The sequence below is a fragment of the Priestia sp. 53B2 genome, assembly GCF_056099005.1.
In genome coordinates this window covers 81,845-94,906 of the sequence record NZ_JBLZXA010000038.1, presented here as the reverse complement: position 1 = coordinate 94,906, position 13,062 = coordinate 81,845, and the positions used below count along the sequence as shown (strand labels likewise).

Annotated in this window: 9 protein-coding genes; 2 read left to right on the top strand and 7 right to left on the bottom strand. The window is 34.1% G+C overall.

Going from position 1 to position 13,062, the window contains the following annotated elements:
• Positions 1-79: 79 nt before the first annotated feature.
• The 6 genes from cas5b to ACN6NE_RS29475 form a co-directional block, all read right to left on the bottom strand.
• Complete coding sequence (gene cas5b / locus ACN6NE_RS29500) at positions 80-778, bottom strand: type I-B CRISPR-associated protein Cas5b (protein WP_474328998.1); 699 nt, start codon at positions 776-778, stop codon at positions 80-82.
• Positions 775-1,668 carry a type I-B CRISPR-associated protein Cas7/Cst2/DevR gene (gene cas7i, locus ACN6NE_RS29495; protein ID WP_474328996.1) on the bottom strand — a complete coding sequence of 298 codons (894 nt, stop codon included), beginning with the start codon at positions 1,666-1,668 and terminating at the stop codon, positions 775-777. The genes cas5b and cas7i overlap by 4 nt, the downstream gene beginning before the upstream one ends.
• Entirely contained in the window at positions 1,658-3,412 is a 1,755-nt protein-coding gene (gene cas8a1 / locus ACN6NE_RS29490; protein ID WP_474328994.1) for a type I-B CRISPR-associated protein Cas8b1/Cst1, read from the bottom strand. Before cas8a1 ends, cas7i begins: the two co-directional genes overlap by 11 nt.
• Positions 3,409-4,110, bottom strand: coding sequence for a CRISPR-associated endoribonuclease Cas6 (cas6, locus tag ACN6NE_RS29485; RefSeq protein ID WP_474328992.1), 702 nt, complete (start codon positions 4,108-4,110; stop codon positions 3,409-3,411). Before cas6 ends, cas8a1 begins: the two co-directional genes overlap by 4 nt.
• Positions 4,111-4,174: 64 nt before the next feature.
• Positions 4,175-5,086 (bottom strand): helix-turn-helix transcriptional regulator, encoded by a 912-nt coding sequence (locus ACN6NE_RS29480; protein WP_474328990.1) that lies wholly within the window; start codon positions 5,084-5,086, stop codon positions 4,175-4,177.
• 2,025 nt (positions 5,087-7,111) lie between these two features.
• Positions 7,112-8,335 (bottom strand): cytochrome P450 family protein, encoded by a 1,224-nt coding sequence (locus tag ACN6NE_RS29475; protein ID WP_474328988.1) that lies wholly within the window; start codon positions 8,333-8,335, stop codon positions 7,112-7,114.
• A 1,402-nt stretch (positions 8,336-9,737) separates the two neighbouring features.
• Here ACN6NE_RS29475 and ACN6NE_RS29470 point away from each other — a divergent pair.
• Together ACN6NE_RS29470 and ACN6NE_RS29465 are read left to right on the top strand one after the other, a co-directional pair.
• Positions 9,738-10,556, top strand: a complete 819-nt coding sequence (locus ACN6NE_RS29470) for a MerR family transcriptional regulator (RefSeq protein WP_474329146.1) — start codon at positions 9,738-9,740, stop codon at positions 10,554-10,556.
• A 186-nt stretch (positions 10,557-10,742) separates the two neighbouring features.
• Positions 10,743-11,330: a TetR/AcrR family transcriptional regulator gene (locus ACN6NE_RS29465; protein ID WP_474328987.1), complete on the top strand. Its 588-nt coding sequence runs from the start codon at positions 10,743-10,745 to the stop codon at positions 11,328-11,330.
• Positions 11,331-11,757: 427 nt separating this feature from the next.
• Here ACN6NE_RS29465 and ACN6NE_RS29460 read toward each other — a convergent pair whose 3' ends face one another.
• A complete protein-coding gene (locus tag ACN6NE_RS29460; protein ID WP_474328985.1) occupies positions 11,758-12,849 on the bottom strand; it encodes an AI-2E family transporter in 1,092 nt (363 codons plus the stop codon).
• Positions 12,850-13,062 lie beyond the last annotated feature (213 nt).

Sequence of the window (13,062 nt, the reverse complement as noted above, 5' to 3'; positions counted from 1 at the left end):
TCCTTTGGGTTTGATTTTGCTAAAAACAGGATGATCATCTCCTAGTAGATCCGTATTCTAACAAGAATACGGCCCATTTTTACTCATTCCAAAGAATCATATAATCTCCATCCGTATGAAACAGTTTCTCATCAGCCCCATGTGGAGTATTACCATTCACGTAAACTACAGGAATTTTTCGCCACTCTCGGATTCCATTTACAATGTTATACGTCCAATTGAGACGATACGGAATTCCTTGTGGCAGATCTGTTTCATAATAATGTTTTGGAGCATAAATGGCATGCTTACAATAAAAGTCCTCACTTTCTTCTAATGAAACAAACATCACCTCGTCTATACGTACGATATCCTCTTGTCGCCCCAATGATAAATGTACGTCTGAGTTGACTAGCGTATCATAAATAGATTGTAGTAATGGTTCGTCTCCGGCAATATGAATCACAAGCTCTACGTGAAACAGCATGTGTGTGTAAAGAGGAATAGATGTCATGTCCGCCTGAATGGGTGCTTCTAGTGCCAACCCGTCAAAAATAATAGGCATTGAAACCGACTTCTTTTTCACCATATAGCTTTTCCGATAATCTATCATTCTTGTTTCATAACTTCCTTGAATAGAAAAGCGCAACGGCAACAGCTGATTTGCTTGCAACAACTGATGAATCATCCCTTTCACTGTTGAATAGGGAGGAAGTGGGTATGTTTCTGCTACTTTATTCGCAAATGGTTTTGTATAGCAAGCTGTTTCTTGAAACAGTTTTAATCGAAGCGCCTTCATACTAACACCTTGTAGTAAGCATCAATTTCTTGGAATAGATGCTGATAAAACTCTTCAACAGAAACAGTCTCCGCCAATTCAGTAATCTCATTTTCGTTTGCAAATATTCCATCTACAAGTCCAATTTTCGTACATGTACGCACATCATGCCCAAGGGCAGTTTGTTTCAACACGGACTCCATTGGTTTTATGTTTAATAAGCGAGCATTGTAGTCTTGCAGGGCAACTCGGCCAAGGAAAAACGGATTTGCAATCGGGTATAAACCTCCAATGACAAACAGAGGAGCTAGGTTCTCTTGACGTCCGCGAATATCGCGATTTAAATACTTTGTAATTTCAATGAGCTGTTTTACCCGGCTAGCCTTCTCTAGTTCTGACAATTCAATGGCCCCATCAACGCCGACATTAGATAGGTCAATTGTCAATGTATATGTGTATAAGCTTTCGTGTTGCTCCAAAGTAGCTATGTTCGCATTCTCATTAATACGTTTCGCGAGTCCCATATTATTCAGAAACTCAAGGTCGCTGCGGTAAGGCTCTAAAGATACAGCATGACTAAGACGAGCAACTGCCGAGCGCTTTTCTGCGCTTCCTTTGGCCTTTGTTTTCATATAGCCAAACAGATCCATTTCCACGGAATCTTCAATTGTACATTCTTCTTTAAATTGCACAACACCCTTACTTTTATCGACAACATCTAAATTCCAGTTAAAAAATTTATTTCCTAATCGAACTATGTCATAGCGAATAGCCTGGCGAGAAGCGAAAGAATATACTTCACCGTCTCCACGATGAAATTTTTTTAGTTCCGATATATTAGCAGTTCCCTCACCGTAGTTAAGTGAACTTGCTTTAAAAATAAATGTTAGAGTTAACGCCTTATTTTTCATTCTTCTTCTCCTCCTCTTTGGAAATTAGACCTGCAATAAAAGAATCTGCAACAGATGGAAAATCAATTTTCGACTCATCTAGCACATTCATGATGACTGATGGAAGTGGTTCCTGTAATGACATATACATGCGCATTGTCGTATCTAAAAACATTTTTTTATCGTTTGCGCGTACCGCATTCAATAAACGATATGCAATGGAACGAGCTTTTCCCTCATCCAACTTCTTCTTCATTTCTAATCCAGCATAAAAAGCACTCCAGATTCTCTTTCTACCAATCTCTAAATCTGTTGCCATAATCTTTTCCCCTTTCTTTGTAAAAAGCAAAAAGTAATGTCGAAGCAAACATGCATATATTATTTCATTCGCTGCATAGTCTTCTTTTAATTTCATTCGTAAATATGAATGAATAAGAGCCTTGGGATCTTGATAAAGCAAGAAAGAGCGAACAAGCTGGCTTCTCAGTCTGTAATTTAACCGTTGGAACCATTGCATGTGAATAGTTGAATCAAAAAGTTTACATAACCCTGGTGTTAGATGCAGATACTGCAAGTCCGTCTTTTTGGCATTGTAATCTGAGGAATACTCTAAAATTAGATAACTTTGGGCAACTTGTTGTGCTTTGGTACGCTGCTCAGTAACCAAATCAAACAGAATTTCATCAAATGCCTTATCTTTGTTGCGACCAATTTCATATATGTCATTTGTGTGAATCAGCTGTTCGAACCTTCCTTCTAATTGCACGAATAGCGATTTATCACCAACAATTGACGCTCCCGCAGGTGCACAGAATAAAATCAATTTTGCTAACTTACTGATAGGAGTAGTTAATGCACTATTTGCTCCCCAGTAAAAGTTCAATGCTTTTGGTGCACTCATTGATAAAGGGGAAAAGTGAGACTCGGAATATTGATCAAATGCCCATTGCGTTTCAAAGAAGCTACAGTGATTGACGTTTGTTGAAACATACTCTTGTATTTGATCAATTGTCATCTCTTTGAATTGTTTTTTTAAACCCTTCGCCTTCTCATGGACGCTTGACTCAAGATATTGTAATATCTCTTGCTCTGATGTTGCTTGTGCCATCACCTTTTGAAGTTCTAAATCTGCAAGTAAAGGATCAATATAATCTTTACGAAAAATAGCTTGCTGTTCTTTCAGTGTTTTTGAGTTATTCAGAACATTCAAAATACTAACTTGTCCAAAATACGGACCTAAAACCTTTGCTTTAAAATAATTTAATGTAAGCTTATGATTAATTTCCAACTCTCCAAGAGCAGCAATATATTCTTCAATCCACTCAACCATTTCTACGACGTATGTCTTTTGATTGCGAATAATTTTTGCTACTTCAACTAAGCGATTCGTTGCAACTGTTTCAGCAAACTTCTTTTCGACTTTATCAAGCGCGGTCAACTTAATTCTATCGTCAAGCCCCTTTTTTGCTGCCTTTATCTTTCCCTTCGCTTGTTTACTGTCAAGTTCACTTGCCTGTTTAAATTTAAAAAACTCCCTGCGAATCACACGTTCATCACGCTTGGCGACACTGTATCGCTCCAAAAAGAATTGAAAATAATAATGTTCAAAATCATTTAAGTGCTCTGGATCAAATAGGAGCCCTTCATCAGTAAGCTTCACTTTAATCCCAGCATGCTTTAAGATACGGTAATATCCAACCAATCCTTGAGCTATGGTCCATTCATCCGCAGCAATAGGGATAACTTCTTTGGTCAAAATCATCATATCACCTCCACGGCACCAAAGCCTTGGCTTGAACGAAAACCAATACCAAACTCAGACAACACCTTTAAATCTTCCGGATGACCTTTTAAAGAAAATACTCCTTGGTATCCCGTGAAAAATAAGGTTTCATCTCCACTGTGAATGTTCTCCTTCACTACAGTCTTCTTCATGTTCTTTGCAGTAAACTCTAGTGGTTGTAACAGTCCGTATCCCCGGTAACCTTGGAGGGCTACGTGTGAGATGTAGTTCAGTTCTTCCCTATAGGAATCCTCTTGAGGATGAAGGGGCCTTTTATTTTTATCTTGAATGAGCAATGGTGACAATGTCTTAAAATATACTTGATTCCGGTCAATAAGCGGATTGCTTTCCATTTGCACTTTCATTCTCTTCAAGGTGAAACCTTTATACTTAAATTCTTTTACGCTCATCATCCCGTTATAGAAATGTAGCATAAACTCTGAATCTGGACTGGCAATATTTAATGCCACATAGCCTTTAACATGAAAAACGGCTGCATCTAATTCATAATCATGTACATATACACCGAAAGAAAATGGCCGATTCGCTTGATTCGACTGATAAATCTTTTGAAAATAAGCTTCATCAGATGCCTTTAAGGCTTCTTTAACTAAGCTGACAATCATCATTCTGTATTGAAGCGGAAAACGATCAGTAGATAATTTGACTTGTAACCTCATAGTAGCTTCCCCCTTTGGCTTTTTTAGACTAGCACGGAAATTAGGAACTAATGATGCGGTATAACTAAATTTCTTGCATTTTTTTTATCTCTTGTCGAATCTCCTCGCATAACTTTTTTGGACTTAAGAGTCTGACATTTGAACCAAATCGTAGAATAAATTGTTTAACCTCAGATAATCCGTACATTTTACCCTTAAATAAGTAGTAGTGTTCATTGTATTCTTCAATCGTTTGGTTCGCTGTCCATTTAGTATCGCGGAACCACATGTAGATGTCTTTTTTTACTAACATCTCAATATCGTAACTATCGTTAAATAAACTATTTGTACCAAGGAATTGCTCAAGCGAGAAAGATGCATTTTTATCAAAGGGTTGATCTGATATAAGGATGCTCTCAATTCGGTTTAATTTAAAGGTTAAGAATCGCTGCCTCTTTTCACAGTAAGCAACGCAGTACTCATGGGCATTATGTTGAATGAAATGATAAGTGTGAATAGTTCTTGTTGTAGGGCCTGAAGATGCGGATTGGTAGTTAATAATGGCTTTTAGTTGTTTTGTTAGACATGCCTTTAATTGATTTTTAATAAAATCAACATGATGAAAATCTGTGTTTATACTATAACTGGACATCACAATAGTATGGTCCAAATTCGACAGTTGTTGCAATTTAAATTCTAGTTGCTGTACGGCTTGATCGTCTGGATCAATCGCTCTTTGCTTCCGAACGAGTTCACTTAATTTGTCGAGCTCATTTTGTTTTAAAAAGCTATTCCATAATGGGTTTGTTTCTAATACATAGCCACCATTTCTTCCTCTAATCGTATGTATTGCAAATCCAGCCATTAATAAATCTTCTATGTGTTTGCGGATACTTCTTTCACTTAATTCCAGTAATCCAGCAAGCTGCTCTCCTGACATTTTTCCATTTTTAGAAAGTAACAAGAGTATCCGAAGGGAATTTGAGACTTTTGACATAGATATCACCTCCTCTATCCTTATTTAGTTATAGTGTAATTAGATTATAAATTAGTAAATATTACTTATCAATACCATTTTTTATAAATTAATCAAATAAAAATCCCTCCCTGGAGTACTAGGCACTCTAGAGAGGGACTAAAAACTTATACCACTACGTTCAGAAAAAATCAGTAGGTTATACGATAACAAAATACTTTATATCCTGCTACAGTAAATAAACTATCTACATTATACTATATGGTTCTAATGCTTAAAATAATTTTTGAAACGTAGGATTCCCTTTCTTTAAGAAGTAATGGGAATTGGGAAAATTCGGAATTATTATTTCCTTAGAAGAAATTTCATGATATGTTAATAGGTATATAAGGAACTATTCTCGAACGTAGGGGGATATAAAGCCCATAATATTTTGATGTGGATCACGAGGGTTGATTGCGTTTTATCTGAACCTAGTGGGTTATAAAGTACATTTTCCCTAGCGTACCCTCTACACGATTTTTCGTTTTACCTGAACGTAGTGGGATATAAATAAAGATCGCGTAATTAAAATTAGTTATGACGATACATGTTTTATCTGAACGTGGGGGGATATAAATTTATCTAGGATTGATTGTTTAATGTCTCCTTCTAAACGTTTTATCAGAACATAGTGGGATATAAAGCCGACATCGTGTTTGCTGACAACCTGTTCGAAGTAGTTTTACCTCAACATAGTGGGATATGAAGGACAATATTGTAAACATGACTCGACGAGGAAAAGGCGTTTTATCGAAACATAGTGGGATTTAAATGATGCTATAGAAGAATACACCAAGCGATTAAAAGAGTTTTACCTGAACCTAGTGGGATTTAAAGCCGATTAGTGCCAATTGGCGGTTTTGCACTGTATTTGTTTTATCTATACGCAGTGGGATTTAAAGCCAAAGAAAGCAATGTTTTTGATTGTTAGATTTCTATAGTTTTATCTGAACGTGGGGGGATATAAAGAACGAAATCGCTTCTCACAAAAAATAAGAGTTTGCGTTTTATCTGTACACAGTGGGATGTAAAGAGCTCTATATATACCTTTCACTCCGAGAAATATTCTATTTTATCTCAACGCAGTTGGATATAAAGGCTCAAAGGAAGATTGAATATGAGGATGAAAGGATTGTTTTATCACAACATAGTGGAATATATTTGTTTTTAGAATGAGATACGCGATAATGCGCGTCTCATTTTTTGTTGCACTTTCTAGAAGTTAAAAAAATACATAACCTCTATTGTCAACCAATATAAGAAATTTTTCTTAACCTTAACTTGACTTTTTTCTTACCATCCTGATGTGTGAGAGCGGAATATACACTATGTGATAAAACTATGAAACAAAGGGTGGTTATTCTCCGTTAAGATACTTGTTCGTTGCCCGGACTAACGTACTACTTAAGTAATATATAGAACCTCATCTTACTGTAATCAACACATTAATTACTTTTGTTTTTGTCTATAAAGAAGTTTTTAAAACTCTCTTCGAAATAAAAGAGTTTTAACATTTTCTCTTAATAACGACAAATATGGGCTTTTTCTAGAAAGTGTTTAAAAAGTAAACTTCTTTCGATAATAAGTGTTCGTATTGTTCTGAAAACCGTTCGTAAATGTCATGTGTTAGATTAGAGTCGTTCGTTTATTGTTTATATACATAAACGAACGAAAATAAGCGTTCGCCAAACGAAATTGGAGTTTGTTCGTAAAGGTATACTTTTATGAACGGTCACTTTACAAACTGTTTGTTGGCGTTCACTTTTTATAGAGTATAAAGGTAATTAATGGATGTAGAAACTATATTCGTTCATAATAGAAAAAAGCGCCAACTCGCTGTTATTAAACAGGTTTACGCTTTTTTCCATTTTAAATTTATTTGTTGTCTTATTACTGTTAGATGTTAGTATCCAAACTCGTATGCTATTTTTCTATCTTCATTTTGAAATCTTAAAAAATGTATCTTTGTAATGTTTTGTTTTAGAATATCTATCTCCAGAATTTTTAAGGATTTTTGCTTACTAAGGGTAAAGACTTCATCCCTCTAAACAATAAAGTCTCTCTCCAATCTATTTCTTGCTGAGGTTCTTTAAGGCTTATTGCTGGAAGTTCTTCAATGAAATGCTCTAATGCTGTTTTACCTTCCATGCGTGCTAGGGGAGCTCCTAAACAATAATGAATCCCCTTTCCAAAAGCAAGATGTTTATTGGATGCCCTATAAAAATTCACTTGATCTGGATTTTTAAAGACATCAGGGTCACGATTTGCTGATCCGAGAGAAAGTAACAGTAGATCACCTTCTCCAAAATGAAAACCTTTGTAAATATGATTTTCTACTACAAAACGAGAATCCATTGAAACTGGGCTTTCATACCTTAATAATTCTTCCACAGCAGCATCTAATAATTCAGGGTTATGTCTTAGTTCTTCTATCTTTTCTGGATTCTTTAATAATGTAAGCAACCCATTACCTATTAGATTAACTGTTGTCTCATGGCCAGCAACTATTAAAAGAACAACCATTGAAAAGAGTTCACTTTCAGAAAGCGAATCTCCTTCTTCCTCTACTTTTACAAGTTTGCTAATTAAATCTTCCTGGGGATTTGAACGTCTTTTGTTGAATAATTCCGATAAATAATCGGTGAATTCTTTTGCTGTAATCTGAATTTCTTGGAAAATAGGAGTATCTTGGTGGTGAAGTATACTATCAAATTTAACTAATGTATTTGACCAAACTCGGAATTTTTGATGGTCCTCATATGGTATTCCTAAAATTTCACTTATCACTATAATTGGGAGAGGGAAAGCATAGTCGTTAATTAAATCAAATTCCTTTTTATCTTTAATTTCTCTTATTAACTTAAGAGAAACTTCTTTTATTCTAGAATCCATTTGTTTAATTATTTTAGGAGTAAAGGCTTTATGAACTAATTTTCTGAGTCTACCATGATCAGGAGGGTCGACTTCTAACATATTCTTTCCATACAGTAAATCTATTTCTTTACTAATAAAAAATAATGCTTTTTCTTCTGGAGACATGAATTTTCTTGAGTCACTTGAGTACTTTTTAGGATTAGTGAGAATATAGTCAACATCTTCATATTTAGTTAAAAGCCATATTTTCTGCCCTTCATGTTCTTCTAACATGTGTATAGGAGAGTGTTCTCTCTTTTTTGTTAAATAGGGATAAGGATTTTGAAAAAAATCTTCTGACAATTTATATTCCATGTTAATACACCTCGTATATCTAGAATAAAAAATTCAAAATTTATCTATATTACTCTTACTACACGTCTTTCATTTACCTTCGTGCATGATTAATTATATAGTTTATTTATTCAATTAAGCTGGGTATATGGAGACTCCAAATCAATTTATCGTATAGAAGCTTAGAATGAGATTTTATTAATATCAATCATTCGTTACCCTTTTATAAATGATACAAAATTAAAGATAGTCATAACAGAATCTTCACGTTGAAGTATCTCACCCACCTTTTTTCATAATGCACTTCAATGTCTCTCTTATATACTCTGTCTAAATGGGTGTTCATTAAATAAGAGCTAGCTACGTAAAACACAGAATGTTTGTTATCTTCCTCATCAATAAAATAACTTGAAGACATGAGGGAACCCTTCATATTTCTTCTCTCAATAGTCTTTGTTTCCTAACTATCTGGTAGAACCCTATCTCTTATCCCTAACTGTTCCAACATTTTGGTTGTACTAGCGCTAAGTAGAAAGTTTACTTCGTATTTTTCCTATCCCGGATAGCTTTCCTAAACAGAGGATTCAATCCCTTTTGTTTTAAGAAAATGGACAATTGATACTTGCAATATCTACGCCTATAATTATAACTTGACTTTCTTTCATCACCTCCTTTTAAAAAAATACCGACCATGCGGTTTATTATATAACCAATTCTGAATAATTTCAACTCTCGGCCCTTTAAGTTGATTATATGTTTACTTAGCCAATATATTCACAGTTAAAAAATGAGTCAGTGGAACAAATAGCCCTAGAAAGGTGACAATTCCGGTAACATGTGTTGCCCCCTCAATTCTCATCATTACGAATAAAAATACTTAATATATTTTTTACAATGTAAAAAAGAACGAATAGCGATATAGTGTTGAAATAATTGGATGAAATAGAAGGGATTTTTCTGTTGCCCAAGTGCTAGGGCAATTGATCCAGCGTAAGCGTAAGCAAGCGTTACTAATATGATAATAATCACCAGAAGATGAACAGAAACGTTGTGAGCTTTATTCTATTCCCTTCCCCTCTCTTAATGAGATAGAATAAAGTGCTCTCCCATTAATTCCAATCCCGAGTAAAAGGGAATAAAACACATAGTATATGGGGATGATCATGTTGGTAGCAGCTAGCCCTTTTGTCCATAGCACATGGCTGACAAATAAACTATTTACTAAATTATTCAATGTTCATAACACCTTCCTATAGCAGAAGGAATTAAATAGGATAAAAATAGAGGAGATGGTTTGGGACTTCTCACTTTGTCTAATAGTGAAATTATTTTCATCTCTACTTTCATTGTGTGCTAAACCTTTTTTCGTTACAATAAGCAACATAAAGTATATGGTTACCATATAGTATGGGAGGTGTTTACGATCGAAGATAAAAAAAGAGATTTTACAACAGGAGAGTTTGCATACCTCTGTCGCGTAAAGAAACAAACGCTCTTTCATTATGACGAGATTGGCCTTCTATCCCCCGAAATTAAAAAAGAGAATGGATATAGGTATTATTCTTATAATCAATTTGAGCTTTTTCAAATTATTGGGTCATTCAAAGAAATTGGTATTCCATTAAAGGAAATAAAGTTACTTTTAAAGGGAAAAACAGCAGGAACTATGATTAATCTTCTTAAAGAAAAATCCAGTGAAATTGAAAATAAAATCAAGGAACTTCAACAACTTCAAACGATTATACAAACGAAAGTAGGGCTAGCAGAGCAAGCTATGCAAACTGATTTTTCTTCAATTTCTCTTCAGTATTTAGAGGAGGAGGAATTCATGATAGGAGAAAAGGTGTTAAATTTTCCTGAACGGAAATACATTACATCTATTTCAGATCTTATCCATTATGCTCAATCACATAAAGTTGATATAGGATATTCAGTTGGTGCCATTTTTGCTCGTGAACAAATATTAAAAAAGGACTTCTATAATTACAGCCATTTTTATCTCAAGATAAAAGGTGGAAGAGAAGGTGTGGACTCCCATATAAGACCCAAAGGTCTGTATGTCGTCGGATATCAAAAAGGTGAGGAAGCTGAAGTAGCTTATCGTAGAATTATTGAATTTATTAAGAATAAGGGACTAAAGGTGGGTGAATATGCATATGAGGACTATATCATTAATGAAATAATGGTAGATGGCTTCCACAATCAAATCACAAAAATTCACCTTCAGGTGCAAATCGAGTGAGATTAATAACTACAGGGATATAGGTGAATTAGAACGAACTATTTATTTCGAACTAATTGTAATACCTACATATAAAAACCCTGAGAATTTTATGAAGATACACATTGCTAAATATCACGATATAATAAATAGAAAGCATTTACTACGAATAACATTCTACAATTAGATAGGAAGTGAAGAGCAACCATGACACGGCAGGCAGAGGCGAGTAAAAAAACAAAAGATAAGATAGTAAAGGTAGCACGAGAATTATTTATTAAAAAAGGATACTCGGAGACCTCTCTACAAGAGATTCTAAAGGCTGGAGAAATAAGTAAAGGAAATCTTTACCACCATTTTAAAGGAAAAGAATTTCTTTATTTATATATTATTGAACAAGATTATCTTCAATGGGAACATCAGTGGAAAGAAAGAGAGAGTCATTGTAGGAATGCTATTGAAAAACTTTATGATCTCACTAATTTCTCATTTCAAATGAATTTTAACTCTCCCCTTATTCATGTGGCTGAAGAATTTTTTGCCAGTGCTTTTAAATCAAAAGAAGTAATTGAAAGAATCCTTGAAATTGATAGCCAGTATTCTAAGATGATAAGAAACATTTTAGAAGAAGGAAACCACGATGGTAGTTGGTCAATTTCTAATTTAGATTTAACTACTCAGATAGTGAGTTCACTATTTTATGGTTTGGAGATTACAGCTCAAGGCAGTTTAGACGGAGAAAGGGAAAAACTCTATCGAGAGTCTGCAAGGGTACTTATTGAGGGCTTAAAATAATCTTTACTTTGATGTCATTTATTGTAGTAACCTCAGGAATCTTATTTATTCTAAGTACATAGAAAATATTCAGGCTTCTGGATCTATATCCGAGGTGAAACTGGGAGAAGGATCAAATTATATAAAACAGCTATTGATAAAAAGGGCATACATTTATATTTCAAGGGTATTTACTTCTGTTAACTTGATCATGGAGCGATAACTTGATATATATAAACCCCTTAAATATGAACTGAACCTGAAAAGTTAGACAATTTATATTTAAGCAACCTCCAATCGTTTAGATTATATCTAACAATTGAGGCGCAGTTCAGTATAAAGGGGTTTGGTATCTCTAAAATTCTTAAAATATTTTTTTAAAGAATATATGTCTTGTATATGATGGAGCTAATTAAGTTTTATTTTTTTATCTTAAGACAAACCCTTATCAAGTATTCACATTTACTTTCTGCAATTTAATAAATGCAGTAATATTCAAGATAATCGTCTTTACAACTGAATAAGTAGGTATTGCCAATATCATTCCAACGATACCCGCAATGTTACCGGAAACAAGTAAAAGAGTAATGATTGTCACCGGATGTGTATTTAGCTTCTTGCCAATTACTAGAGGAGAAAGTACAGTACTCTCTAATTGCTGGACAATAATTACGATAATTATAACAAGAACGGCTTGAAGTGGAGAATAAATTAATGCAAAGAAAAAAGCCGGAGCTAAACCAATAAAGGGCCCTGCATATGGAATGATATTTGTTATAGCACTAATTAGAGCAAACAAAAAGGCATAAGGAAGGCCAATAAGTAAATAGCCAATAAAGCTTGCAACCCCGACAAACATACAGACAAGTAATTGTCCCTGTATATAAGTAGCTAACGTTGTACTTGTTTCTTTTAAAACTTTCAGACTGAGAGTATGATATGAGCGTGGTACAAAACGCAGAATAGCTCCTGGAAGTTTCTCTCCGTCCTTCAACATAAAAAACAGTATAAATGGGACTAACACAATTACTACCGTAATATTTTTAACCATTCCTAGAATTGAAGACAATCTATGGGTTAAAGCAGTGGGTATCTCCATAACAAAGTTCTGTACTGTATTTACTATATTTTTTACATTTATATAATCCTGTTCCATTGTCCACTTAAACCATCTTGATCTCACTAGATTATTGATGAATTCATCCATTTGTTTTAAATAAACAGGGAGTTCTTCTGCAAAATGGTTAATCTGTTTGAATAATGATGGTACTCCTGTCCCAATTAGAAGACCAATCAATCCAATAAAAACAAGATAAATAATGAGAATGGCCATAATCTTTGGTACTTTTCTTTTGATTAAAAATGTAACAACAGGTTTTAGTAAATAGAAAAGAAAGCCTGAAATAACGATTGGAAAAAACAATGTAGATACAAAAGTTACAATAGGATTAAATAAAAATGCAATCTTTGTACTAACATAAATAAGGATACCAATTAATAAAAATTCAAGCGTCCAAAATAGCAATTTTGATTTAAACAAAATATCTCCTCCTAACAGAATAAACTGAACATTGTGAAAAAATATACATAAGTAATGAGATTCAAAAATGGCCTTTAAATTAGGTAATCCTCTTATCTTTACTAAAATTCAGCCCTCCTTCTTTTATCAACATCACCCTCCTATATGAAATAATCTTTTGTTTAATCCTTATTTCAAGAATGTGAGGACTTAGTTATAGAACTTTATAGTTTA